This is a genomic window from Hyalangium versicolor (genome assembly GCF_020103695.1).
In the GTDB taxonomy this organism is placed as follows: Bacteria; Myxococcota; Myxococcia; order Myxococcales; family Myxococcaceae; genus Hyalangium; species Hyalangium versicolor.
Genome location: NZ_JAHXBF010000006.1, coordinates 213,135 through 237,659 on the forward strand (window position 1 = coordinate 213,135; position 24,525 = coordinate 237,659).

20 protein-coding genes are annotated in these 24,525 nt (G+C 67.5%); 12 read left to right on the forward strand and 8 right to left on the reverse strand.

Going from position 1 to position 24,525, the window contains the following annotated elements; translation table 11 throughout:
• The first annotated feature begins 25 nt into the window (after positions 1-25).
• Both darT and darG read left to right on the forward strand, forming a co-directional pair.
• Complete coding sequence (gene darT, locus KY501_RS14685; protein WP_224363560.1) at positions 26-655, forward strand: type II toxin-antitoxin system toxin DNA ADP-ribosyl transferase DarT; 630 nt, start codon at positions 26-28, stop codon at positions 653-655.
• 64 nt (positions 656-719) lie between these two features.
• On the forward strand, positions 720-1,754 hold the full coding sequence (darG, locus tag KY501_RS14690; RefSeq protein ID WP_224363561.1) for a type II toxin-antitoxin system antitoxin DNA ADP-ribosyl glycohydrolase DarG: 1,035 nt from the start codon (positions 720-722) through the stop codon (positions 1,752-1,754).
• 23 nt (positions 1,755-1,777) lie between these two features.
• Here the strand turns inward: darG and KY501_RS14695 are convergent, their stop codons facing one another.
• A complete protein-coding gene (locus KY501_RS14695; RefSeq protein WP_224363562.1) occupies positions 1,778-4,324 on the reverse strand; it encodes a CHASE domain-containing sensor histidine kinase in 2,547 nt (848 codons plus the stop codon).
• A gap of 118 nt (positions 4,325-4,442) precedes the next feature.
• Positions 4,443-5,831 carry a sigma-54 interaction domain-containing protein gene (locus KY501_RS14700; protein WP_224363563.1) on the reverse strand — a complete coding sequence of 463 codons (1,389 nt, stop codon included), beginning with the start codon at positions 5,829-5,831 and terminating at the stop codon, positions 4,443-4,445.
• Positions 5,832-5,972: 141 nt separating this feature from the next.
• Here KY501_RS14700 and KY501_RS14705 point away from each other — a divergent pair, with 141 nt between their 5' ends.
• The 6 genes from KY501_RS14705 (at position 5,973) to KY501_RS14730 (ending at position 12,447) form a co-directional block, all read left to right on the forward strand.
• The gene (locus tag KY501_RS14705; RefSeq protein WP_224363564.1) at positions 5,973-7,862 is read left to right on the forward strand and encodes an SPFH domain-containing protein; all 1,890 of its coding nucleotides are present in this window, start codon (positions 5,973-5,975) and stop codon (positions 7,860-7,862) included.
• Between the two features lie 487 nt (positions 7,863-8,349).
• A complete protein-coding gene (locus KY501_RS14710) occupies positions 8,350-8,943 on the forward strand; it encodes a hypothetical protein (RefSeq protein ID WP_224363565.1) in 594 nt (197 codons plus the stop codon).
• Between the two features lie 14 nt (positions 8,944-8,957).
• The gene (locus KY501_RS14715; protein ID WP_224363566.1) at positions 8,958-9,551 is read left to right on the forward strand and encodes a hypothetical protein; all 594 of its coding nucleotides are present in this window, start codon (positions 8,958-8,960) and stop codon (positions 9,549-9,551) included.
• 14 nt (positions 9,552-9,565) lie between these two features.
• Complete coding sequence (locus KY501_RS14720) at positions 9,566-10,159, forward strand: hypothetical protein (RefSeq protein ID WP_224363567.1); 594 nt, start codon at positions 9,566-9,568, stop codon at positions 10,157-10,159.
• A 36-nt stretch (positions 10,160-10,195) separates the two neighbouring features.
• The gene (locus KY501_RS14725) at positions 10,196-10,942 is read left to right on the forward strand and encodes an ATP-binding cassette domain-containing protein (protein ID WP_224363568.1); all 747 of its coding nucleotides are present in this window, start codon (positions 10,196-10,198) and stop codon (positions 10,940-10,942) included.
• Positions 10,939-12,447: an ABC transporter permease/substrate-binding protein gene (locus KY501_RS14730; RefSeq protein WP_373691606.1), complete on the forward strand. Its 1,509-nt coding sequence runs from the start codon at positions 10,939-10,941 to the stop codon at positions 12,445-12,447. Before KY501_RS14725 ends, KY501_RS14730 begins: the two co-directional genes overlap by 4 nt.
• Before the next feature lie 30 nt (positions 12,448-12,477).
• On the opposite strand, the gene KY501_RS14735 is transcribed toward KY501_RS14730, so the two are convergent.
• Both KY501_RS14735 and KY501_RS14740 read right to left on the reverse strand, forming a co-directional pair.
• Positions 12,478-12,846 (reverse strand): DUF4180 domain-containing protein, encoded by a 369-nt coding sequence (locus KY501_RS14735; RefSeq protein ID WP_224363569.1) that lies wholly within the window; start codon positions 12,844-12,846, stop codon positions 12,478-12,480.
• Positions 12,847-12,880: 34 nt separating this feature from the next.
• Complete coding sequence (locus KY501_RS14740; RefSeq protein WP_224363570.1) at positions 12,881-13,867, reverse strand: COX15/CtaA family protein; 987 nt, start codon at positions 13,865-13,867, stop codon at positions 12,881-12,883.
• 508 nt (positions 13,868-14,375) lie between these two features.
• Here KY501_RS14740 and KY501_RS14745 point away from each other — a divergent pair.
• Complete coding sequence (locus KY501_RS14745; protein WP_224363571.1) at positions 14,376-15,401, forward strand: hypothetical protein; 1,026 nt, start codon at positions 14,376-14,378, stop codon at positions 15,399-15,401.
• Here the strand turns inward: KY501_RS14745 and KY501_RS14750 are convergent.
• Positions 15,391-16,797, reverse strand: coding sequence for an NAD-dependent succinate-semialdehyde dehydrogenase (locus KY501_RS14750; protein WP_224363572.1), 1,407 nt, complete (start codon positions 16,795-16,797; stop codon positions 15,391-15,393). The two genes, KY501_RS14745 and KY501_RS14750, sit on opposite strands and share 11 nt — an antisense overlap.
• A gap of 155 nt (positions 16,798-16,952) precedes the next feature.
• On the opposite strand from KY501_RS14750, the gene KY501_RS14755 reads away from it, so the two are divergent.
• Positions 16,953-17,705 (forward strand): phosphatase PAP2 family protein, encoded by a 753-nt coding sequence (locus KY501_RS14755; RefSeq protein ID WP_224363573.1) that lies wholly within the window; start codon positions 16,953-16,955, stop codon positions 17,703-17,705.
• A gap of 139 nt (positions 17,706-17,844) precedes the next feature.
• Positions 17,845-19,581 carry a histone deacetylase family protein gene (locus KY501_RS14760; protein WP_224363574.1) on the forward strand — a complete coding sequence of 579 codons (1,737 nt, stop codon included), beginning with the start codon at positions 17,845-17,847 and terminating at the stop codon, positions 19,579-19,581.
• 6 nt (positions 19,582-19,587) lie between these two features.
• Here KY501_RS14760 and KY501_RS14765 read toward each other — a convergent pair whose 3' ends face one another.
• Both KY501_RS14765 and KY501_RS14770 read right to left on the reverse strand, forming a co-directional pair.
• Entirely contained in the window at positions 19,588-20,013 is a 426-nt protein-coding gene (locus KY501_RS14765; protein ID WP_224363575.1) for a hypothetical protein, read from the reverse strand.
• 52 nt (positions 20,014-20,065) lie between these two features.
• Positions 20,066-20,701: a hypothetical protein gene (locus KY501_RS14770; RefSeq protein ID WP_224363576.1), complete on the reverse strand. Its 636-nt coding sequence runs from the start codon at positions 20,699-20,701 to the stop codon at positions 20,066-20,068.
• Between the two features lie 396 nt (positions 20,702-21,097).
• Between KY501_RS14770 and KY501_RS14775 the strand changes: the two genes are divergently transcribed.
• Positions 21,098-23,629 (forward strand): ATP-binding protein, encoded by a 2,532-nt coding sequence (locus KY501_RS14775; protein ID WP_224363577.1) that lies wholly within the window; start codon positions 21,098-21,100, stop codon positions 23,627-23,629.
• A 7-nt stretch (positions 23,630-23,636) separates the two neighbouring features.
• Here KY501_RS14775 and KY501_RS14780 read toward each other — a convergent pair whose 3' ends face one another.
• Positions 23,637-24,473 carry a hypothetical protein gene (locus tag KY501_RS14780; RefSeq protein ID WP_224363578.1) on the reverse strand — a complete coding sequence of 279 codons (837 nt, stop codon included), beginning with the start codon at positions 24,471-24,473 and terminating at the stop codon, positions 23,637-23,639.
• Positions 24,474-24,525: the final 52 nt, after the last annotated feature.

Sequence of the window (24,525 nt, forward strand, 5' to 3'; positions counted from 1 at the left end):
ACGGACACGGGTGCTCGGAGGCGTGATGGAACGGAACCTCTTTCACATCACTCACATCCGCAATCTTCCGCAAATCCTCGATGAAGGAGGGCTGTGGTGCGACAGCGAGTGCGCCAGGCAGCGGGTCTCCCCCGTCAACATCGCCTACGCCGATCTCAAGGTGGCGCGGGCTAGGACGAGAGTTCCCGTTTGCAAGCGAGGCACGCTTGCGGACTACGTACCCTTCTACTTCGCTCCGCGCTCACCCATGCTCTATGCCATCCACAAAGGGAAGGTGGAGGGCTATCAGGAGGGGCAGGAGCCTGTGCTCTACCTGGTCGTCCGGACGGAAGCGATCCGTCAACAAGAGCTGCCCTTTGCGTTCACCGACGGCCACGCCGCCACTCCCTTCAGCCAGTTCTTCGAGGACTGGGCGCACCTGGAGCTGGTCGACTGGGAGCTCATGAATGCCACGTACTGGAAAAACACGGATGAGGACGGCGACCGCAAGCGCCGGAGGCAAGCGGAGTTCCTCGTGCACCGCTTCCTCCCCTGGGACGCGGTGCGTGAAATCGGGGTATGCACGGAAGCCGTCAGGCAGAATGTCGAGCGGGTGCTTGCTCGGGCGCCCCATACGCCCCAGGTGAATGTCGTACCCGATTGGTATTACAGATAAAAAGCAGTGCCTTCATTGAGGCGTTGAAACGAGGGGAAGGCATCTGGAAGATGGAACACCGGCCATGATTGAGGGAGCGAGCGGAAACCTGCTGGACGCGGATGTCGATGCCCTGGTGAACACCGTCAACACGGTCGGTGTCATGGGCAAGGGCATCGCCCTTCAGTTTCGCATGGCCTTCCCCGAGAACTATGAAGCGTACAAGCAGGCGTGCGCCCGAAGCGAGGTCCAGCCTGGCCACATGTTCGTCGTCCCCACGGGCGCGCTGACGGGCCCTCGCTTCATCATCAACTTCCCGACGAAGCGTCATTGGCGGGCGGGCTCTCGCCTCGGGGACATCGAGGCTGGCCTGGAGGACCTCGTTCGCGTCATTCGCGAAAAGAACATCCGTTCCATTGCGGTGCCTCCGTTGGGCTGTGGCAACGGAGGCCTGCGCTGGGAGGATGTCGAGCCGCGCATCCTGGCAGCGCTCTCGCCGCTCGAGGATGTTCGTGTGCTCCTCTTCGCTCCTCAAGGGGCACCGCCTGTTTCCGCGATGAAGGTCCGCACGCAGCGCCCGCGCATGACACCGGGGCGGGCCGGCATGCTCCAGCTCCTGGAGCACTACACCCACGCTGCGACAGAGGGCTCCACGCAGCTCGTCGTGCAGAAGATCGTCTATTTCCTCCAGGAGGCAGGAGAGCAGATGCGCCTCCAGTTCATCAAGGCTCAGTTCGGACCCTATGCCGAGGCATTGAATCCGGCCCTTCAGCGCATGGAGGGTCACTTCTTTCGTGGCTACGGTGACAGGTCTCAACCTGCGGACATCTACCCGCTTCCCGAGGCGGTAAAGGAGGCCAGCGCGCTGCTGAGTCAGCACCCCCAGACCCGGCAACACGTAGAGCGGACGCGGGAGCTGCTCAAGGGATTTGAGTCACCCCATGGACTGGAGTTGCTCGCCACGGTTCATTGGGTCGCCAGAGGGAACTCTGGCCCGGCGCGTGAGCTTGAGGCCGTGACGCGCGAGGTCCATGCATGGAGCGAGCGCAAACAGCGAGCGTTCTCACCCTTCCAGATCGAAGTTGCGTGGAAGCACTTGCAGGAACTTGGCTGGCTCTGACGAAGCGGGACGGAACCCGAAGCCTACGGCCCGGCGGGCGGTTCGAGCGGCAATTCCACGGTGAAGCAGGCCCCCTGACCGGTCTCGCTCTGGACGCGGATGGTGCCACCCAGCGCCTCCAGGATGGTCCGGGTGATGTAGAGCCCCAGCCCCAGTCCGCCGTAATTCCGCTCGGACACCGCGCGCTCGAACCGCTCGAAGATGCGCACCTGGTGCTCGGGAGCGATGCCGATGCCGTGATCCCTCACGGTGAGGACGAGGCGCTGCGCGTCTGCATGCATCTGGATGTGGATGGGCTTGCCGGCCCCATACTTGATGGCGTTGGTCAGCAGGTTCTCCACCACCTGCTCGAACCGCATTCGATCCGAGCGGCCCGGCAGCGCATCGGGCGTCTCCACGGTGAGGCGTGACTCCGCCCGGGTGGCTTCGGGCTCCAGCCGCGCGGCCACCTCGCGGACCACGGCGGAGAAATCCACAGGCTCCCAGTGGAGCTTCATCTTCCCGGAGCTGATCCGCGACACATCCAACAGGTCTCCGATCAGATCCGACAGCCGTTTGATCTGTTTGCGCGCCGTCTCCACATTCGTGCGGGTCTTCAGGACAAAGGGGGACTCGGACTGGGTCGCTGCCTCGCGTGCGAGCGTCTGGAGCTTGAGGCTCAGGGAGGTCAGAGGTGTCTTCAACTCGTGGCTGGCCACGGAGAGGAACTCGTCGCGCAGCCGCACGGCGGTGCGGACGGTCTCCTCCGACCTCCTGCGCTCGGTGACGTCGAAGGCGAGCACCACGAAGCCGCGCACCTGGCCGCTGGGATCCCGGTCCGGCATGTAGCTGGACTGGGTGAACACGGATCCTCCGCCCTTCAGCGGCAGCTCGCCTTCGTATTGAACAGTCTCTCCCGAGAGGGCGCGTTGCACGGGGTCCCGGAACCGCGCGTAGGCCTTCTCCCCGATGAACTCCAGGATCGTCTTCCCCAGCAGGTTCTCGGGCTTGATGCCGAACCAGGTCTCATAGGTCTCGTTCGCGAAGCGGTAGCGCTCCTCGGAGTCGATATAGGCGACGAGCGCCGGCAACGCATCGGTGATGGTCTGCAACTGCCTCGCGCTGCGCCGGGCCTCCTCGCGGCTGGCTTCCACCTGCTGGCGTGCCAGGACCTGCTCCGTCACCTCGGAGGCGAAGATCATCACTCCATCCACCTGGCCGCTGGGGCCTCGGCGGGGCTGCCAGACGAAGTTCCAGTACCTCACCTCCACCTGGTCGGTGGCATAGACGCCGGGAAGGCACAGCTCCTGGCCGGAGTGGGGCTGCCCGGTCCGGTAGATGGTGTCGAACATCTCCAGGATCCCCGGCGGCAGATCCTTCACGACCTCGACGAGCGGCTTGCCGAGCACCTCGCGCTTGCCCAGCAACCGCCGGTAGGAGGCGTTGACGAACTCGAAGACGTGCTGAGGCCCGCTCAGGATGCCGATGAGGGCTGGAGCCTGCATGAAGAGATCATTCAGGTAGGCGCGCTGCGCCTCGGCCTCGGTCCGGGCTGCCTGCTCGCGGGCCAGGAGCTGGGCTCGCTCCGCCTCACTGGCCTCGGCTCGCTGCCGCGCGGCGATCTGCGTCCACGTGACGGCGCACACCAGCAGGCTGAGCATGAAGCCCAGCGCTCCCACCAAGGGCGCCCAGGGCGTCAGCATGGAGCTCTCGAACGAGGGCCGGGAGGTGAAGACGACCGTCCACGGACGTCCTGCGAACTCCAGGCGCCAGGTGTGCGTGAAGGACGGGACCTTGTGGATCCCCTTCTCGGCACCGGCCGAGTCATAGAGGAGCTGCTCGGGGTCGGCCTCCGCTCCGTCATAGATGCGAAAGAAGACGCGCGGGGGATGTTCGGGCGGGAACATCGCGTCGAACAGATCCTTCGCGCGCAGCGGGCTGTAGACGAACCCCTGGAGCATGGCCAGGCGCTCCGCCTCGGTGGTGGGAACGAGGCCGCTCCGATACACGGGCACATAGAGCAGGAAGCCTGCCTGTTGCTCCAGGTTCGTCTCCTGCTTGAGGACGACCTTCCCCGAGAGCGCCGGCTCGCCGGACAGCCAGGCCCGCTCCATGGCTTCGCGGCGGGTGGGATCGGTGAACATGTCGTAGCCGAGCGCCGCCTCGTTCCGGGTGTTGAGGGGCTCCAGGTAGATGACCGAGTGGTACTCCGCCCGGGGCTGATCGGGCCAGATGTGGAAGGAGGACATGCCGTTGGCCCTGAGCCGGGCGGTCCAGTCCTCCTTCTCGTTCGCGGAGATGCGCTGGCTGAAGCCGAGACCCAGGACGCCGGGATCGTGCTTTCTCAGCTCCAGCCGCTGGACGTAGAGGCGGAACTCCTGGGGCGTGACGAAGTCACTCGCGGCGAAGAGGCCCGCTCCTCCCCGGAGCAGGCTGATGTTCGAGTCCAGCTGGGCGGTGATCCGGTCCTGGGTCATCTGGACATGACTCTCGAAGCGGGCGGCATCCCGGCTCTGAGCAGTGACCAGGAACGTGGCCATGCAGGCCCCCGCCAGCAGCAGCGACACGGCCAGCACGGCGAGCGCCGTCAAAGGGAATCGCCTGAAGGGGGGGGGAGCGGCGGTGTTCACGGGAGCGAGGATGGTTCCAGATACCATTGAACCCACCCTGCGTACTGCTTCTGGCCGGGCATGGAGAGGATTCAACAGATCACGTGGAGGCACTCCTGCGAACCTTGCGACGACGTCGCTTTGCGCCCACGGGTTGGCCGAGCCCGAGCCTGCGCACCATGGCTCGCACGGTGGCGCCCGGATCGGCCGAGCGCCCGCGCCCCACCTCTCCCAACAACTCCGCCGCGCGAGAGGCGTTCCCCCCAGAGCGCTCGAGGGCCAGGGTGAGGGCGAGCCGCTCCAGCGCCTCCACCTCCGTGCGCAGGTTGAAGGTGCCCGCATCCATGCCACGCGACATGGCCGCGGTGTCCAGGCTGCCGTGGGCGGTGTGCTCGGCGCCGCGCCGCAGCACGCGCCGCGGCAGGTCCGAGGGGAGGATCTCGTTGCCCACCCGCTTGTAGACGAGCGCCTCGAAGAGGACGTTGCGCAGCTCGCGGATGTTGCCCGGCCACGGGTAGGCCTGCAGCGCGACGAGCGCCTCGGGCGTCACATGGATGGGGCCCTGGGGCGCACTGGGCTCTTCTCGCTGGAAGCGGGCGATGAAGTGCTCGATGAGGGGCGGCAGATCCTCCTGGCGCTCGCGAAGGGGCGGCAGGTGGATGCTGACGATGGCCAGACGCTCATGGAGATCCGCGCCGAAGACGCCCCGGGCGATGAGCTCGCGCAGATCGCGGTTCGTCGCGGCGACGATGCGGAAGTCCACCTGCCGCGGCTCGGACTCTCCCAGACGCGTCACCACCCGGTCCTCCAACACGCGCAGCAGCTTCATCTGCAGGGACAGGGGCGTGTCGTCGATCTCGTCGAGGAACACCGTGCCGCCGGCCGCCGCCATGAGCTGCCCGTCGAAACCCTTCGTGGCGCCGGAGAAGGCGCCCTTGGCGTAGCCGAAGAGCTCGCCCTCCATGAGCTCGTTGGGAATGGCCGCGCAGTTGATGGGCACGAAGCGTCCGCCCCGGCGCTCGCTCCAGGTGTGGAGCAGGCGTGCGGTGACCTCCTTGCCGGTGCCCGTCTCACCGGTGATGAGCACGGGCATGGAGGTGCGCGCGGCACGGGCCACCTGATGGAGCGCGGCGCGCGACGCGGTACTCCGAGCAACAAAGGTGGGTGAGGGAGCGGGAGCCGGTTCTGGTATGGCCATCTCCGCCAGCCGGGCCACGAGGCGCTGCGCCGCATCGGGAGCTCCCAGCCACAGCGCATCGTAGGCCCCCGCGAGCGCCGCCTCCGTGGCGAGCAGAGGGGACAGGCGCGCCTGACTGGCCCACAGCCACGGCACTCCGGGCACGAAGGCCGCAGGCAGCCGGGTCGCGGTGGGAGTGCAGACGACGGCCACGTCCGCCACCCCACGCGACACCAGCCGGTGGCCCTCCGAGGCGAGGAGCGAAGTCAGCGAGGGCGGAGGGGGTGGACCCTCCCAGCGCACGGTGGCCATGGCGTCATTCAAACACGGACCAGACCGAAATCAGATTCGGTTGGCACGCCAACGGCGGGGATGGCCTTCAGCAAATCCAACCGGTTGGGACTGGCAGGGCGGATGCAGACAGGAGGCTCACCCTCGAAAGGAAGGGCATTCATGTTCGAATTCATCCAGGCCCACCTGCTGCTCCTCACTGGCGCCATCGTGCTGCCCGGGTTGGCCATCTGGCTCATCTTCGGTCTCGGCACCTGGGTCATTCGGGAGGGCGAGTCCGGATTGATCATCCGGCGCTTCGGCCGGCAGCTGTCTCCGGGGCGGCTCGTGGCGCGCAAGGGAGAGGCTGGCTACCAAGCGCGGATGCTGCCTCCAGGCTGGCACTTCGGGCTGTGGCGTTGGCAGTACAAGGTGGTCCGTGTGCCGCTCGTCATTGTGCGGCCTGGAGAGATGGCTCTCGTGGTCGCCAAGGACGGCGAGCCGCTGCCCGCCGAGCGCATCCTTGGAGAGGTGGTGGAGTGCGACGACTTCCAGGACGCGGAGGCGTTCCTCACCAACAGAGGCCAGCGTGGCCGCCAGGCCGGCTTCCTCACCGCGGGCCACTACCGCATCAACCCGGCGCTCTTCGACGTGGTGACGACGGCGAACGCCGTCAAGCACGGCATGGACGCCAGCCAGTTGCGCGTCTTCCAGGTGCCCGCGGATCGGGTGGGCATCGTCACGGTGCTGGACGGCAAGCCGGTGCCGGCGGGCGATCTCGCCGGTCCCGTGGTGGAGGCGCATGACAGCTTCCAGAACCCGCAGGTCTTCATCGATGCGGGCGGCAGCCGAGGCCTCCAGGAGGAGGTGTTGATGTCGGGCTCGTGGAACCTCAACCCCTGGTTCGTGCAGGTGGAGCTGATCCCCCTGACGGAGATCCCCATCGGCTACGTGGGGGTGGTGGTCTCCTATGTGGGGCGCGAGCACGTGGACGTGTCCGGTGACTCCTTCACGCACGGCGATCTGGTGGAGAAGGGCCGCAAGGGCGTGTGGGTGGAGCCGCTGCTGCCCGGCAAGCACCCGCTCAATACGCGGGTCATGAAGGTGGAGTTGGTGCCCACCACCAACATCGTTCTCAACTGGGCCAACCGCACCGAGTCCCACAAGTACGACGACAAGCTCTCCAGCATCCACGTGCGCAGCAAGGACGGCTTCGGCTTCAGCCTGGACGTGTCGCAGATCATCCACATCAGCATGAAGAACGCGCCGCGCGTCATCTCGCGGGTGGGCAGCATGCAGAACCTCGTGGATCACGTGCTGCAGCCCACGGTGGGCAACTACTTCCGCAACTCGGCGCAGGAGGTGACGGTGCTGGAGTTCCTCTCGGCGCGCAGTGACAGGCAGAAGCAGGCCTTCGATGCCATCCGCAAGGCCATCCAGGTGTACGACGTGGAGTGCATCGACACGCTCATCGGCGACATCGTCCCTCCTGCGGAGCTGATGAAGACGCAGACGGACCGGAAGATCGCCGAGGAGCTGCAGCGCACGTACGAGGTGCAGCGCATGGCGGAGGTGAAGCGGCAGGATCTGCAGCGCGAACTGGCCATCGCCAACATCCAGGCGGAGGTGGTGCGCAGCGAGCAGCAGGTGCGCATCAGCGAGCAGAACGCGCGGGCCCAGGTGGAGTCCGCGCGCGGCGAGGCGCTCTCGGTGAAGGCGCGGGCCGAGGCGGAGGCCGAGTCCGTGCGCATGGTGGGTCTGGCCAAGGCCGACGCCGAGTCGCAGACGGTATTGAAAGTCGGCGCGGCCAAGGCCGAGGCCGAGGCGGGGCTGGTGCTGAAGGTCGGCGCGGCCAAGGCCGAGGCTCACCGCCAGGGCCAGGATGCGCTCGGCGCGGCGGGGTACACGGCGGTGCAGATCGCCAGCATCCTCGGCGAGCACCACGTGAAGCTGGTGCCGGACATCTCGGTCGGCGGCAACGCGCAAGGCGGCGGACTGGCGGAAGTGCTCATCGGCCGCATGCTCGCCTCGAGCGCCCAGGGGCTCTCCGCCCCGGTTCCGCCCAAGTCATGAGGTAGGGCCCGAAAAAACCGCAGCGGGCCCCCTCTGCATCATCCCCCGAGGATGCAGAGGGGCAGGCCCGCTGCTCACTGCCCACCCCACTCGGGTGCGGACTGCTGTGATGGCATACGGCCCATCACTCGCCCCCGGGTGTCCGCGTGCGGGTGGCTTGAGTTGCTCCCGATTTCCGAGAGCGCCTCATGTATTCCGGATGCTAATGCACGTCGTAAGCACCCGGCAACTTCTTATGGCCCTAAGGGCGTGTTTACTCGATGTTTTTTCCCGGTGCGCCCTCGGGGCGGAATCTTCTAGTCTCATTGCGGACGGGAATCAAGGATTTCATGTCTAATCAGACTAATTAGCCGAGGAAGAGACCCGGCAGGTGGTGTGGGGGAGTGAATAGCCGTGCCATCATCCGAGCGCTCGGCCCGGATGCTCTCCCGAGAGAGCGGGGCGCGAGGAAGAGTGAGCCTGGCTGTCGAGAGGGACCCGCCGCGCCATGATTCCGTTCAACGAGTTCAAGGGCATCGAGGTGTCTGGACGCAACGTGCTGGGGCTCGTGCAGGCGTTCGGGCAGTTCAAATCGATCGCCAGTCAGATCCTGCTGGCCGAGGGGATTGGGCAGAAGGGCCCGGACGGCATGGTCGTCGTGGAGCCCGAGTCCTGGTACCCGTTCGACGCATTTCTGCGAGCCTTCGCGCGAGCCAGCCAGCATATGGGTGACTCGGTGCTGCACCAGATTGGCGTGTCGGTGATGAAGAACGTCGAGTGGTTGCCCAGCGTGAAGGACGTGAAGTCGATGATGGAGACGATGGACGCGGGCTACCACATGCATCACCGGAAGAACGGCCGGCCGATGTGGGATCCGACGACGGGGAAGATCAAGGAGGGCATCGGGCACTACCGGTGGAAGCTGCGGGAGGATGGCTCGGTGGAGGTGGAGAGCGACAACCCGTACCCGTGTGCTTTCGATCGGGGGATGTTGTTCGGGGGCCTGCGGCGGCTGCACACGGTGGGCGCCGTCCTCCACGACGACAGCCAGCCGTGTCGCAAGAAGGGGCATTCGTCCTGCGTCTACGTGGTCAAGGGGTGAGCCAGGGGGAGTCCATGCGCACGTTCGATGAGTACAAGGGGATCGAGGTCTCGGGACGAGTCGTGTTCGGGCTGGTTCAGGCGTTTGGCCAGTTCAAGGGGCAGGCCAGCCAGTTGCTGCTGGCGGAGGGAATCGGGACGAAGGGGGCGGATGGTTTGGTGGTGGTGGATCCGACGGCCTGGTACCCGCTCGACGGATTCATGAGGGCGTTCGACCGGACGGGACAGCAGATGGGGGACTCGGTCCTGCATCAGATTGGTGTGTCGACGGCGAAGACGGCGGAGTGGGCGCCCAACACCACGGATCTCAAAGGGGTGATTTCGCAGATCGACCAGGGCTATCACCTGAACCACCGCAAGTTTGGGAAGGTGATGTGGGATCCGGCGACGGGCTATATGCAGGAGGGCATCGGTCACTATGTGTACCGGGCTCGTCCGGATGGATCCATGGAGGTCCAGGCCAACAATCCGTACCCATGCGCTTTCGATAAGGGACTGCTCTTTGGGGCGATGCGCGTGCTCGACACGGTGGGCGCCATCATTCATGACGACTCCCACCCGTGCCGCAAGCGGGGCAACAAGTCCTGCACGTACATCATCAAGGGTTGATCAGGGGGAGGAACATGCGGACGTTCGAGGAGTACAAGGAGATCGAAGTCTCCGGGCGGGTGGTGTTCGGGGTCGTTCATGCCTTCGGCAATCTCAGGGCGCTGGCCAGTCAGTTGTTGCTGGCGGAGGGCATTGGGGAGAAGGCGGATGACGGGATGGTCATCGTGGACGCGATGGCCTGGTTTCCGCTCGATCGGTTCATGAGGGCGTTCGACCGTGCGAGCCAGCAGATGGGAGACCCGGTCCTGCATCAGATCGGAGTGTCGACAGCGAGGACCGCGGAGTGGACGCCCAACGTGAGGGATCTCAAGGGGCTGGTCCCGCAGATCGATCGGGCCTATCACTTGAACCACCGCAGGCTCGGGAAGGTGATGTGGGATCAGGCCACGGATCAGATGCAGGAGGGTATTGGCCACTACGTGTACCGGGCTCGCCCGGATGGCACCATGGAGCTCGAGGCGACCAATCCGTACCCGTGCGCCTTCGACAAGGGACTGCTCTTCGGCGCCATGAAGGTGCTCCACGCCCAGGGCGCCATCCTCCACGACGCGACCCATTCGTGCCGCAAGCGGGGCGACAAGTCCTGCACCTATATCGTCAAGGCGTAGAACGCGCGGCTCGCGGGCCGGGAGGCACGTGCTCCGGTGTTTGAGCTGGAGGGAGTCTCCAAGCGATTCGGTGTCACCCAGGCGCTGCGGCCGGTATCGCTGAAGCTGCCGCCTGGGCGCACCACGGTGCTGCTGGGGCCGAGCGGGTGTGGCAAGTCCACCCTGCTGCGGCTGATGAACGGGCTGCTGCGTCCGGATACAGGCCGCGTCCTCTTCGATGGGCAGCCGCTGGCATCCGAGCAGGCGGCGGTGCTCGCGGTGCGCCAGCGGATGGGCTACGCGCTCCAGGGAGGTGGACTGTTTCCGCATCTCACGGCGCGGCAGAACGTGGACCTGATGGCCCGGCACCTGCGGTGGCCCGAGGCACGGCGGCAAGCCCGGCTGGCGGAACTCGTGGAGCTGACGCGCTTTCCGGCGGATGCGTTGGAGCGATTTCCCGGACAGCTCTCGGGAGGTCAGCGTCAGCGGGTGGGGCTCATGCGCGCGTTGATGTTGGAGCCGGACGTGTTGTTGCTCGACGAGCCGCTGGGGGCCTTGGATCCGATGGTGCGCTCCGAGCTGCAGGCGGATCTGCGGACCATCTTCGCGCGGTTGGGGAAGACGGTGGTGCTCGTCACGCATGATCTGGCGGAGGCGGCGTTCCTCGGCGAGCACATGGTGCTGCTGCGTGAAGGGCAAGTGGTGCAAGAGGGACCGCTCTCCGAGCTGGAGGCTCGCCCGGCGGACCCTTTCGTCACGCGCTTCATCCAGGCGCAGCGGCTGCTGACGGAGGGGCGCGGGTGAGGGGGCTGCTCGCGGGCGCGTTGCTGGGGCTGCTGGGGGTGTTGGCTTGTGCTCGTGGGCACGAGGACACCCGGTCCGAGGTGCGGGTGGGCTCCAAGAAGTTCACCGAGTCCGTCATCCTGGGAGAGATGGTGGTGCGGCTCGCCCGGTTATCCGGGTCGCATGCGGTGCATCGGCGGGAGCTGGGAGGGAGCACCGTGCTCTGGGAGGCACTGAAGCGCGGCGAGCTGGACGTGTATCCCGAGTACACCGGTACCCTGCGCCAGGAGTTGTTTGCATCGCGAGGCCTGCGGACGGATGACGAGTTGCGCGCTGCGCTGGCCGCCGAGGGGCTGGGGATGAGTCGGCCGCTCGGGTTCAACGACACCTATGCGCTGGGGATGAAGGAGGCGGAGGCCGAGCGCCTGGGCATCCGGCGCATCTCGGACCTGCGCGCGCACCCGGAGATCCAGTTCGGGTTCAGCAACGAGTTCATGGAGCGCGCCGATGGCTGGCCCGCCCTGCGCGACCGTTACCAGCTACCTCAGCGGGAGGTGCGCGGGCTGGATCATGACCTCGCCTATCGCGGGCTGGAGAGTGGGGCGATCCAGGTGGCAGACCTGTACTCCACCGACGCGGAGATCGCCGCCTACGGCCTGCGCGTCCTGGAGGACGATCTGAAGCACTTCCCCGCCTACGACGCCGTGCTGTTGTACCGGGAGGACTGGGCGAAGCGGGGCCGGAGTGCACTCGAAGCGGTGCTGCGGCTGGAAGGGCTCATCTCCGAGAGGGAGATGGTGCAGCTCAATGCGCGGGCTCGCCTGGAGCGTGTCCCCGAGACGCAGGTGGCCTCGGAGTTCCTCGTGCGGAAGCTAGGCATCGAGCCGGAGATGGGGACGGACAGCGTGGCCTCGCGGGTGTGGCGCCGGACGCGGGAGCATCTGTTCCTGGTGATCGTGTCGCTGCTCGGAGCGGTGGCGGTGGCAGTGCCGCTCGGGGTGCTCGCGGCGAAGCGGGCGCGAGTGGGACGGGCGGTGTTGGGGCTGGCAGGCATCATCCAGACGGTGCCTTCATTGGCGCTGCTGGTGGTGATGATCCCGCTGCTGGGAATCGGCTCTCGGCCAGCGATCGTGGCGCTGTTCCTGTACGGGTTGCTGCCCATCGTGAGGAACACGGCTGCGGGGATCAGCGGCATCCCAGGAGACATCCGCGAGTCCGCCGAGGCCTTGGGCCTTCCCTCAGGCGCGAGGTTGTGGAGCATCGAGCTGCCGTTGGCCGCACCCTCAATCCTGGCTGGGATCCAGACGGCGGCCGTCATCAACGTGGGCACGGCAACGCTGGGGGCATTGATTGGGGCGGGGGGCTACGGACAGCCGATTCTCACGGGCATCCGCTTGGATGACACGGGGCTCATCCTGGAGGGCGCGGTGCCTGCGGCGCTGCTGGCCCTCGTCGTCAGTGCGCTGTTCGAGCTCATCGAGCGTCTCGTGGTGCCCCGCGGACTCCGTGTGTCCCAGGCACGGTGAGAGAAGGCTCGTTGACTCACCTGAAGGGAATCAGGATCGGCCGGCCAGGCGCGCCGTGAGAGCCTCGCGGTTCTCCACGAACCAGAGATGGGTTCCGCGGTTCGACTCGTAGACGAAGCTCTGGAGCGCCCGGCTGCTCGCCACATGGACCGAGATGTCGCCCACGATCACGAGACGGAGGCGATAGTTGACGCACTTCTGGGCGAACTCGCCGGCCTCGCCCGATGCGAGCTTGAAGAAGGATGCCTCCAAGCGCTCGACAGGGATGGCGATCAGGGCGACGTCATGCTCCCAGGCCAGACTGATCAGATCGGCAGCGTCCCGAAGCGGTGGCCCCTTCGTCGGCAACTCGAGGAGTTGGACACCGTGAACGTTGCTGACCTGGGCACTCGTGCTCATTCGAAACCTCGACTCACTCGCCTTGCTGTTCCTGTCACCCTACGCCAGAGCTCGAAGCGGAGGCCGTCCGCTCCGGGCTCGGACGCAGCTCCGCCCTCGGCGCATCCTCCGCCAGTCCCGCCGCGCACAGCCGTATCAGCGAGATCCACACCAGATCCGCCAGGAACAGGTGGACAAGCTGCATCCACACCGGCGCTAGCAGCACCAGGTTCAGGACCCCCGCCGTCAGCTGCACCACATAAAGGATGCCGAGCACCGTCGCCCCTCGCTTCACCTCCGCTGTGGGTCGCAGCCGGGCGAGCAGAGAGCCCACCGTCACCACCAGTGCCCCCACGCCAATCGCCACCAGCGGGTGCAGCACTCGCAGGCGCAGCAGGATGTGGGCCGTCTCGGACATGTCCTGCTGGAGTCCCTCCGTCAGACTGGTCGCGGGGAAGAGCGTGTCCCCCAGCGCCGCGATGGCTCCCGTCACTCCCAGCAGCGTGAGGGCCGACAGCCCGGTTGCCACCAGCGCTCCGGTCAGCCCCTGGCCTCGCAGGACCAGCCGCGCGCGTCCCCCCGCGAACCAGGCCGTCAACGCCTGGGCTCCGATGAGCAGGAAGGTGTTGATGAGGTGCACCGCCATCCAGAAGGCGCGGGCGATGGACGGGTTGTGCGCTACGTACTGCAGCAGCACCAGGCCCGCCCCGACAGCTCCCTCCGTCAGCATGAAGACAAGCTGGAAGACGGCCGCGCGCCGCACCGGATGCCCCTTCGCGTGCGCGCGCAGGCCCCACACGCACAGCGCCACCGCCAGTATCGTGGCCAGGCCGCTCGTTACCCGGTGCGTGTACTCGATGAGCGTGGCAACGGTGGGCGCGCGGGGGATGACCACCCCGTTGCACTGCGGCCAGTGCTCTCCGCACCCAGCGCCCGAACCCGTGGCTCGCACGAAGGCGCCCCACAGCACCACCGCCAGCGTGTAGGCGAGCACGGCGTAGCTGAAGACCTGGAAGCGGCGAGACGAGGCTGGGTAGGTCATGGTGGGGCGACCCCGGCGGGAAGAGGGCTCCTCCCTAACTCACTTCGGCTCCGAACGCCTCTTCCCCCCGGGTCCTGCCTCCCGGCTTGCTTCCTCTCTTCCATCAGCTGGTGTGCTCGCAGCCAGCACCCCCCGTCCACGTTCTCGGACTGTCACCGTCCAGCCAGCGAGACGGTTCCCCGGGGAGGCTCGCCCGAGTACCACCCACTGCGAGCAGCCTGACGCCCGAATTGCCTGGGAGTCTGGGCACTTGCGCACGCAGCCATCCGTATCTGGAGCGCTGGCACGCGGGATGCTTCAGCCCCTCACGACGCCGGGCGCTGACGACGCACGGCGGCTCGGGAGTCCAGGTCAACATTCCCGAGGCGAGCGTGGGACGTATCCCCCTGCGTCCCACGCTCGCACGATGTGCTTTCCTTTGGGGTGATGGGCGCGGCGGAAGCTCTCCCGCTGGAGTGGCGAGCAAGCTTCTTCCCCGAGAGCCGGGAGAAGTGGTTAGCCTCACCCCGTGCTCCCCGATCCTCCCAAGCCGCCCCTTCCTCCGGCCCCCCTCCAAGACCGCCTGCAACGGTTGGAGCAGGCGCTGGCCGAGGGCCAGGAGCGTCAGGCGCAGGCACTGGAGGCCTGGGTCCGGGAGATGGGCCGCCTGCCTACCCACAAGGAACGCCGGCAATGGGAGAAGCGCTGGAGGAGGCAGGCGAAGCACGATGCCCATCGCGCGGAGAGGGAGAGCCGCAAGGAGCAGAAGAGGGCTCAAGAGGAGGCTTCGCGCAACCCTCTGCTGGGTGTCATGTTCGCGATCGGCGCGCTGGTGACGTTGGCCATGGCCCTGCGGCTGCCCAACATGTGGTGGCTCATCTTCATCGCTGTCTTCGTGTTCGGGCAGAAGGCCGCGCGCCATCTCATGCCAGGGCGCTCCGTGCCCCAGCAGTCACTGGGAGAGGGTGAAGCGGCGTCGCTCCCGGAATCTCAGCAGGCTCCCATCGAGGCGGATCCCCGGATGGCCCGGGTGGATGCGCTCTGCGACAAGCTGCTGGCGGAGCTACGGGGAGGCCCTACGGTGTTGCGCGAGGTGGTCCACTCGCCCGAGCAGACGGTGCAGGCGCTGCGCAAGAGCTGCCACGAGTTGGCTCTCCGCGAGCGCAAACTGCGCGCCCTGACCTCCCCCGAGGACGAGCGTCGGCTGGCGGACGAGCACGCGTCCTTGTCCGCACGCGTGGAGGCGGAGAAGGACGCGGTGGTGAAGGAGCGGCTCGCCTCGGCGCTGCGGGTGCTGGACGAGCAGCGGCGCCAGCGCGCGGAGCTGGCCACCTCAGCCTCGCGGCTGGAGGCCGAGCACATGCGGCTCTACTACACGCTGGAGAACCTCTACACGCAGGTGCTGCGGGTGCGCACGGCGGACTCGGCCTCGGAGGACGTGGCGGGAGCCGGCCTGCGCCAGAGCGTGGAGCAGCTCGGCGCGGAGATGGACGCCGTGACGGAGGCGCTGGAAGACGTCCACCGCGCCCCCGACACACGGGTGCCTACTCGTTAGCCGACGCCTGGGTGGGCGCAGCCACGGTGCCGGCGCTGATGCGCACCGTCTTCGCGTTGAGGAACTCGCGCAGTCCGTGCAGCGCCAACTCGCGCCCGTGTCCCGAGGCCTTCACCCCGCCGAACGGCAGCCGCGGATCCGAGGCGACCATCTGGTTGACGAACACCATGCCCGTCTCGATGCCATCGATGAAGCGGCGCGTCTCCGCCTCGTCGTGGGTCCAGACGCTCGCGCCCAGGCCGAAGGGCGTGTCATTGGCCAGCGCGATGGCGTGGTCGATGTCTCGCGCCCGGTAGAGCACGGCCACCGGGCCGAACAGCTCCTCGGTGGCGGCGGGCGAACCCGGCGCGGGTTCCGAGAGCACCGTGGGCGGGTAGTAGTTCCCCGCGCCCGTGGGCAGCTTGCCGCCCACCAGCAGCTTCGTCCCCGCCGAGACGCTCTTCTCCACCTGCGCATGCAGCCCCTGGCGGATGCCCTCGGTGGCCAGTGGGCCCACCTCCGTTTTGGCCTCCATGGGGTCGCCCACCACCGCCTTGCGCATGCGCTCCACGAAGCGGCGCTCGAACTCCGGGTAGATGGACTCGTGCACGATGAATCGCTTGGCCGCGATGCAGGATTGGCCGTTGTTGATGAGCCGCGCCTTCACCGCCGTCTCCACCGCCAGCTCCAGCTTCGCGCTGGGCATGACGATGAACGGATCGCTCCCGCCCAGCTCGAGCACCACCTTCTTCAGGGCTCGCCCGGCCTGGTTGCCCACCGCCCGCCCCGCGCCCTCGCTGCCCGTGAGGGTGACGGCCTTCACGCGCGAGTCATCAATGACGCGGGCAATATCCCCCGTCTCGATGAGCAGCGTCTGGAAGGCGCCCTTGGGGAAGCCCGCGCGCAGGAACAATTCCTCCAGCGCCAGTGCGCACTGCGGCACGTTGTGCGCGTGCTTGAGCAGCCCCACGTTGCCCGCCATCAGCGCCGGAGCCGCGAAGCGGATGACCTGCCAGAACGGGAAGTTCCACGGCATGATGGCCAGCACTGGCCCCAGCGGCAGGTAGCGCACGTAGCTGCGGTCCCCGCCCACGTCGATGGGCTCGTCGCGCAGGTAGGCCTCGCCGTGCTCGACGTAGTAGCGGCAGGCCGTGGCGCACTTCTGGGACTCGGCCTTGGCGGCCTCGAAGGGCTTGCCCATCTCCTGCGTCATGATGCGGCCGAAGTGCTCGGCCTCCTTGTCCAGCAGCTCGCCGGCTCGGGCCAGCCAGCGCTTCCGGTCCGCCAGGGACGTCTGGCGGTAGGAGCGGAACGTCTCGTCGGCCAGCCTCAGCCGCGCTTCGACTTCCTCCGGAGTGTGAGCGGTGAAGGTGCGGATCGTCTTGCCCGTCGTCGGATCGATGGTCGCGATGGCCACGTGCGTTCCTCCCAGAGCGCAGTGATAGCAGCCTGGACGCGGAGAACAACGGGGCAGGAGGGAGGGGAGCCGAGGGTCCAGGCGTTCTGTGCACTTCCAGGCGGCCGTGAGGTTCTCGCTCTGCGACAATGCTGGGAATGCGTAAGGTGGAGGGGATGCGGTATCGCTTCCGCGAGTGGAGAACCACGCTGAAGAGCGCGGATGGAATCCGGCTGCTGGGGACGCTGCTGGTGCTCGTCGGCTGCTGTCTGGGCTTCGTCGCCCTCGCGGACGAAATCCTCGAGAAGGAGACCCAGGGCTTCGACGAGGCCGTGGTGCTCGCGCTGCGCCGGGCGGATGACCCGTCGACTCCCATTGGCCCCGTCTGGCTGCGAGGCGCGGCCCGGGATGTGACGTCGTTGGGAGGCGTGACGGTGCTCACGCTCGTCACGCTGGCGGTGTGCGGCTTCCTGGCGCTGGTGCGGCACTTCCGCTCGTTGCTGCTGGTGCTCGGCTCCACGGTAGGCGGAGCGGTGCTGAACTCCCTGCTCAAGGCCTTCTTCGCCCGGCCACGGCCCACGGTGGTGCCGCACCTGACCGAGGCTTCCGCGCCGAGCTTCCCCAGCGGTCACGCGATGCTCTCGGCCATCGTGTACCTCACGCTGGGCGCGTTGTTGGCACAGCTCACCGAGAACCGGTGGCTCAAGGTGTACGTGTTGAGCGTGTCGCTGGCGCTGACCTTCTTGGTGGGGCTGACGCGGGTCTTCCTGGGGGTGCACTACCTCACGGACATCCTGGGTGGATGGATGGCCGGCCTGGCCTGGGCGCTCTTCACTTCGCTGCTGGCTCGGGCGGCGAAGCGGCGCAGCCCGGGGCTCCGAGAAGAGGTGCGCACCGGCGCGGAGGTGCCCGACTCCACGAACCCGTGAGGGTCTGCAAGAGGGCCAAAAGGGAAGCTCTGGCGCTGTCCTCGTGTGTGGACCCAGCAAAGCGAGCAGTGGCATGCTCTGCGCGTTCCGGGTCTGGGGGGCCCTCTGGATGCGCGCTTCTATGGAGGTGAGCCCGCGGATGCGAGGTTGGGTGGAGGGGTGGATCGCGCGGCTGAGCCCGGCTCGGGCTCGGGTCCCCGTCTTCTATGACGAGTCCTACCGCCTGCCTTTCGCGGGGCTCGAGCTCTCCACCGGCATCGAGCCTCGCCGCGTGGACTTCACCACCTGGTACCTGTTGGAGATGCGGGTGCTGCACCGGACCGAGGTGCACCGCCCGCAGCCCGCCTCGTACGCCCAGCTCTCGCGCGTTCATGACGTGGCCTACCTGGAGTCCCTCGGCCGGCCGGAGACACTTGCGCGCATCTTCGCAGTGGATCCCTCGGATGTGCCCGTGGACACGGTGCTGGACACGCTCCGCCGCGTCTGTGGCGGCACCGTGGAGGCGACTCGGATGGCGCTCGCACGCGGGCGCCCGGTGGCCAACATGGCCGGTGGCTTCCACCATGCGGCCCCAGACCATGGCGGAGGCTTCTGCGCCGTCAATGACATCGCCGTGGCCCTGACCACCGTTCGCTCCGAGGGCTTCGACGGGAGGGCGGTGGTGGTGGATCTGGACGCCCACCCTCCGGATGGCACAGCCGCGTGTCTCGCGAGCGATCCGAAGGTGTGGATCGGTTCCATCTCCGCGAGCAACTGGGGAGGCCTGTCCGGTGTGGACGAGGTGCTGATGCCGGAAGGGACCGGTGACGCGGAGTACCTCGCCAGCCTCGAGGCGCTGCTGGACCGCATGCCTCGCGCGCAGCTGGCCTTCGTCATCGCGGGCGCGGACGTGCTGGGCGGAGACCGCTTCGGCCGCCTGGGCCTCTCATTGGAAGGGGCACGTCAGCGGGATCGACTCGTGGCGCGGGCGCTCCGAGGAGTCCCGTCCGTGTGGTTGCCTGGAGGCGGCTATCACGCGGACTCCTGGAAGGTGTTTGCTGGCTCGGTGCTGGTGCTGGGCGGGCGCGGGCACCAGTCCATCCACGAGCGGTTCGATCCCCTGAGCGCCCGTTTCCAGCACATCTCGCGCTTGCTCTCGCGAGAGTCGTCCACGGACTGGGAGCCCATTACTCTGGAGGAGCTCGAAGGCTCCTTGGGACACACGGTTCCGCACGAGCCACGGGTGCTGGGCTACTACACGGCGCAGTCCCTCGAGTACGCGCTCTTTCGCTATGGCCTGCTGCCGCACCTGGAGCGGCTGGGCTACGGCCAGCTTCGGGTGGAGGTGAGCACCACGGGCACGGGCGATCGCATCCAACTGCTGGGACGCGCGAACGGACGCGAGCACGTGCTGGTGGATTGTGTCCTGGCGCGGCAAAGCCTCGCCCAGGAGGACTACCTCTTCGTCAACTGGCTCACCTTGCGTCACCCGCACGCGCGCTTCAGCGCCGTGCGGCCCCAACTCCCGGGCCAGGAAGTGCCAGGATTGGGATTGTCTCGAGAAGCGGGGGAAATGCTCATGCTGATGGGGGAGCGGCTGAAGCTGTCAGGGGTGGCCTTCCGGCCCATGTGGTACCATCTGGCTGTCGTGGCTCGAGCCCGATTCCGGTTCGTGGACCCCATCCGCCAGGGCCGCTTCGAGGCCTTGATGAGGGACCTGGCGCACGTGCCGCTGCTGGAGGCCACGCGCCTGGTGGCCGAGGGGCATGTGCGGCTCAACGGCGAGCGCTACTCCTGGGAGTGCCACGACATGGTGTCTCGCCGGGCCCCCATGATGGACGACGCGCGGTTCATCTCCCTGGAGCGCGAGCGCTGCCACTTCACCGTGGATGGGTGATGGGGTTCAGTGCGTGATCGCGAGGATGCGCCACGTCTTCGTGTCGATGATGTAGTTGGCGCCGAAATCGAGAATGGGGCCCATGCCCATCTCGCACGGCCCGGGGCGCGGCCAGATCTGCACGAAGACCACACCGTCGGCCCCGGGGGCCGCACTCATGTCGTAGGACTCGCGCTTGTAGAGGCACTCCTCACGGGGTGTGGCGTCCTTGGGGGGAGTGAGATCCCAGGGGCGGAAGTCCTCCATGGCGAGCTGCATGGCGACGAACAGGGGACCTGTGACGCTCACGCTCCCTTCGAGATTGCGCGGCTCCGGTGGGAAGGTGATGCCCGTGGCCTCTTGCGGCGGCGCATAGACAGGACGTGGCGGGCGCCGGAAGAGCGCGCAGGCGGGGAGCAGGGCGCAGAGCGCCAACAGCAGGGGACGCTTCATGAAGTTCCTCAGGAGCGGCGCGGGCTGGAGCCGCTGGCCGCTGGGGCGCGGTTCAATCGTTGACAAGGGTGACCCGTCCGCTGGCTTTGTTTTCGGGCTGGATGAGGCCGATGAGCTTCCAGCTGTTGCCGCGGCGCTCGTACAGCTCGCCCGGGCGGTCCTCCTTCAGATAGGGGACCAACTTCTGGATGTGGCAGGCCTTGTCGAACTGGATGCGAATCGAGAACACCTGGGTCGCGGCGAGAAGGTCCGCCTTGCTCTCGACCATGGAAGAGGGAGACCAGGGGTGACCGTGGTAGTCGGCCAGGGGCGCTGGCTGGCCTCGAGCATCCACCACCTGCCGTGGCACGTAGCAGTTCTTCTCTCGGGGAACGCGTCCTATCTGCGGGTCTCCGAGGGGAGAAGGGTGGCTGGCGTAGTAGGTGCCGTCGCCCAGCGAGTAGATGAGGCCGCAGTACTCCCGGCCATGGTCGCCGAACCGCGCGCCCGGCAGCTCCATGACGGCGGGGCACAACTGATCAATCACCTCATCTGGATCCTTCGAGGGGTGGATGGCCTCCCACGGTCCCGTGACCCAGACCTGCCCGTCTTTGAGGCCATAGGTGGCGCTCTCGGTCGCCAGCCCGGAGCCGCTGGCGCACCCCGCCAGCCCCCACCACAGCAGCATCAGCCCGGGGGGAAGCCGCATGCGCCAACTCCTGGAAGAATAGGAAATCAAGTCATTGGCCAGTTTACGCTGAAATCTGTAATTCGTGCAATGCACGACCACGTATCAGGTAGGGGGGATTCCTCACTCATCAGGTCAGGGACATGAAGCGTCGAGTCTGGACCACCCTACCTCATGGGTTGGGCGAGTGCCCAGGCATCCTCGGAGAGAGGGGCTCCGGTGACCCGGAAATGTGTGCACTACCAGTGATCTCCAGGCCCTGGTGAACTGGTCGCGCCGCCCGTACATCACAGGATGGTGCGTGCTGAGACGGAGTGGAGTAGGGGCCGGCGGCGGAAAGGGCGGAGCGTCACCAACCTCGAGTGGTGGCCGGGCTCGCACCGGTCCGGTCTCATGCAATGAGAGGGAGGAGTCGTTTTGGCGGATGAGCGGGGTCCAGGATCGAAGTCTTCCGGGCGCCCGGAGCAGCCACCGGAGCCTCGCTCGGGTGAGCCGCGCGGAGCTTCGGGCCCTGCCACTCCGCTGACGGCGGAACTCGAAGCGGACGCGTTGCGCTACCGCTTGCTGGTGCGGCACCTGGGCGCGGTGGCCTTCCAGCTCGATGGGTACGGCCGCTTCACGCTGCTCGGCGCTTCCTGGCGGCAGCTCACCGGAATGCAGCCCTCCTCCACGCTCGGCACCTCGCTCGTCATGGCCCTGCACCCCATGGATCGCGAGCGCATCGAGAAGCAGGTGCGCGCCATGGTGACGCGCGAGGCGGACAGCTTCATGGAGGAGGTGCGCGTGCTGACTCGCACGGGCACCTGCTGGGTGGAGTTGTTCGCGGAGGCGTCACCGGCCGCGCCCGGAGAGGTGGTGGGCTTGCTGACGGACATCTCCGCGCGACGGGCGACCCAGCAGGCGGTCTCCACCCGGGAGCGCTGCCTGTCCGCCGTGGTGGAGGTGCAGCGCCGGCTGCTGGCGCACGAGTCCGAGGGGGACCTCTACCCCAGCGTCCTCGAGCCGCTGGGCCGCGCCGTGGGGGCCAACCGGGCCTACATCCTGGAGGCGCACCAGGACGAGCTGGAGCGGCTGCGTGTCTCATACAAGGCCGAGTGGTGCGCGCCCAACATCCCCGGGCAGCTCGGCCTGCCGGAGCTGAAGGACTTTCCCCTGGAGGAGGTGCTGCGGCTGGACCATGTGCTGCTGCTCCGGGCGGGCCAGCCCCTGCAGTTCCTCGCCTCTGACTGTCCGCCCCGGCTCCAGGCGAACCTGGCGGCCCGGCGTGTGCGTGCCGTGATGCTGTTGCCGCTGAGGATGCATGGGGATCTCATCGGCTTCCTGGGCTTCGACAACTGCGTGGACGCGCGGCCGTGGGAGGAGGGGACGGTGAGCCTGCTGGCGGGGGCGGCGGCCGCGCTGTCGCTCGCGTTGGAGCAGCGCACCTCGGACGCGCTGCGGGCGCGCACCGAGGCCACCCTGCGCAGCACCGAGGCCGGCCTGCACCTGCTCATCGACGGCTTCCCGGAGCCGGTGCTCGTGCACGCGGAGAACCGCGTCCTCTACGTCAACCCGGCCACGGTGAGCTACCTGGGGCACGACACGCCGGACACGCTGCTGCGGCGCCCGGTGCTGATGCTGGTGAAGGTGGAGGACCACCCGGCCATCCTTCGCCACATCGCCGAGGCGATTCAGGGCGTGTCCGCCCGTGCGCACGAGGTGAAGCTGCTGCGCCGGGATGGCCAGGAGCTGGTGGCGGACCTCGTTACCCTGCGCGTCACCTTCGACGGGCGGCCCGCGCTCGTCACCCTGGCGCGCGACTTCACCGAGCGCAAGCAGATGCAGGCGCGGCTCATGTTCAGCGATCGCATGGCTTCCATGGGGACGCTGGCCGCGGGCATCGCGCACGAGCTGAACAACCCGCTCTCGTACGTCATCGCCAACCTGGACTTCGTCCACGGCGACATGGCACCCGGGCCCACCAACGCCGAGCGTGTGGATGAGTGGCGCAATGTGCTGGGCGACGCGCGCGAGGGCGCCGAGCGGGTGCGGCAGATCGTCCGCCAGCTCAAGTCCTTCTCGCGCGTGGACGAGGAGCGGCAGGAGTCGGTGGATCTGCACCGGGTGCTGGACTCGGTGGCGCAGATGGCGGCCAGCGAGGTGCGTCACCGGGCGAAGCTGGTGAAGGACTACGGCGCGCTGCCGCCCATCGTTGGCAACGACGGCAAGCTCTTCCAGGTCTTCCTCAACCTCGTCATCAACGCCGCGCACGCCATCCCCGAGGGGAAGGTGGACACCAGCGAGATCCGCCTCATCACCCGCACGGACGAGAAGGGGAACGCCGTGGTGGAGGTGCGCGACACGGGCAGCGGCATCCGCCCCGAGAACATGGCCCGCATCTTCGAGCCCTTCTTCACCACCAAGCCGCAGGGCGTGGGCACGGGGCTGGGGCTGGCCATCTGCCATTCGCTGGTGCGCGCGCATGGCGGGGACATCACCGTGGAGTCCACGGTGGGTAAGGGGACGACGTTCCGCGTGACGCTGCCGCCCGCGGCGGGCGCTGTCTCCTCGGTATCCGCCCCGGCCCCGGTGCCGACGGCCGCACCCACGCGCGTGCTCATCATCGATGACGAGCCGTCCGTGGCCGCCGCGCTGGGCCGGATGCTGGAGGGGCACTCGGTGGAGATAGCCAACGGTGGCGTCATGGGCATGGAGCGGCTGCTGCGCAGCTCCTACGACATCGTCTTCTGCGATCTGCTGATGCCGGTCCGTTCGGGCATGGATGTCTACGAGGAAGTGACCACCCGCAATCCCGCCCTGGCCCGCCGGTTCATCTTCATGACGGGCGGTGGTTTCACGCCTCGCGCTCGAGAGTTCCTCGCCAGCGGACAGCATCGGGTGCTGGACAAGCCCTTCGGCAAGAAAGACGTGCAGCGGATGATGATCGAGGTGCTCTCGCGCGGCAGCTAGCCGCGGCTCAGCTGCAGGTGCCCGTGGAGTTGCATGTCTTCTTGCACTTCTCGCACGTCACGCCGTTGCGCCCACAGGCGTTGATGTTGTTGCCGGGCGCGCACACGTTGCCGTTACAGCAACCGCCGCACGAGGTGGGGGTGCACTCGCACTTGCCCGCCACGCACTCCTGGCCGAAGCCGCACGCCGAGGCGTTACCGCACTTGCACTGACCATTGATGCACTGGTCCGCGGTGATGGGGTCACACGCGGGGCCCTGCCCGCAGACACAGGCGCCCTGGGGAGAGCAGGCGTTCGAGGTGCGCGGATCGCACGTCACACAGGCGACGCCGCCCGTGCCACAGGTGTTGAAGGCGGGGGAAGTGCAAATGCCGTTCGCGCAGCAGCCGCTCGCGCAATCGGGGCAGGAGCCTCCATTCGGCTCTCCATCCGGAGAGGCCGGGTCCAGGTGCACGGTGATATCCACCTCATCCCCCTCGCGGACCTCCACCCGGTTGGTGCCGAGCGCTACCCGCTCGCCCTGACGCATGCCCTCCACGGTGAGCTCCGCCTCGGCCTTGCCCTGAACAGAGGACAGCAGGATGCGGAACGTCTCGCCGTTGGCCAGCAGGCGCTCGGGTTGCTCCGGCAGCACATGGGGACCGATGCTGCTGCCCGCGACGACGCCCGACACGAGGAGTTGGTCCATCTGTATCGAGGACGGAAAGTCGATGGTGACGTAGAGCGCCGTCCCGACGGAATCCCGGCACGCGCCGACCACCAGCCCCATCACCAGCAACCACAGCCCGCAGAGACTGCCGACCTTCCCGGAGGCCGCACTCCCCTTGCGTTTCCCATGTTCCATGAGGCTCCCACGCTAGCCGAGGCCCTGGTGCTCACTGAGGGCGGGGCGGTGC

What these genes read in the sequence shown, in the direction of transcription:
- darT (WP_224363560.1), top strand. Translation starts at nt 26, where the DNA reads ATGGAACGGAACCTCTTTCACATCACTCACATCCGCAATCTTCCGCAA.
- darG (WP_224363561.1), top strand. Translation starts at nt 720, where the DNA reads ATGATTGAGGGAGCGAGCGGAAACCTGCTGGACGCGGATGTCGATGCC.
- KY501_RS14700 (WP_224363563.1), bottom strand. Translation starts at nt 5,831, where the DNA reads ATGGCCACCGTGCGCTGGGAGGGTCCACCCCCTCCGCCCTCGCTGACT.
- KY501_RS14705 (WP_224363564.1), top strand. Translation starts at nt 5,973, where the DNA reads ATGTTCGAATTCATCCAGGCCCACCTGCTGCTCCTCACTGGCGCCATC.
- KY501_RS14710 (WP_224363565.1), top strand. Translation starts at nt 8,350, where the DNA reads ATGATTCCGTTCAACGAGTTCAAGGGCATCGAGGTGTCTGGACGCAAC.
- KY501_RS14715 (WP_224363566.1), top strand. Translation starts at nt 8,958, where the DNA reads ATGCGCACGTTCGATGAGTACAAGGGGATCGAGGTCTCGGGACGAGTC.
- KY501_RS14720 (WP_224363567.1), top strand. Translation starts at nt 9,566, where the DNA reads ATGCGGACGTTCGAGGAGTACAAGGAGATCGAAGTCTCCGGGCGGGTG.
- KY501_RS14735 (WP_224363569.1), bottom strand. Translation starts at nt 12,846, where the DNA reads ATGAGCACGAGTGCCCAGGTCAGCAACGTTCACGGTGTCCAACTCCTC.
- KY501_RS14740 (WP_224363570.1), bottom strand. Translation starts at nt 13,867, where the DNA reads ATGACCTACCCAGCCTCGTCTCGCCGCTTCCAGGTCTTCAGCTACGCC.
- KY501_RS14755 (WP_224363573.1), top strand. Translation starts at nt 16,953, where the DNA reads ATGCGGTATCGCTTCCGCGAGTGGAGAACCACGCTGAAGAGCGCGGAT.
- KY501_RS14760 (WP_224363574.1), top strand. Translation starts at nt 17,845, where the DNA reads ATGCGAGGTTGGGTGGAGGGGTGGATCGCGCGGCTGAGCCCGGCTCGG.
- KY501_RS14765 (WP_224363575.1), bottom strand. Translation starts at nt 20,013, where the DNA reads ATGAAGCGTCCCCTGCTGTTGGCGCTCTGCGCCCTGCTCCCCGCCTGC.
- KY501_RS14770 (WP_224363576.1), bottom strand. Translation starts at nt 20,701, where the DNA reads ATGCGGCTTCCCCCCGGGCTGATGCTGCTGTGGTGGGGGCTGGCGGGG.
- KY501_RS14780 (WP_224363578.1), bottom strand. Translation starts at nt 24,473, where the DNA reads ATGGAACATGGGAAACGCAAGGGGAGTGCGGCCTCCGGGAAGGTCGGC.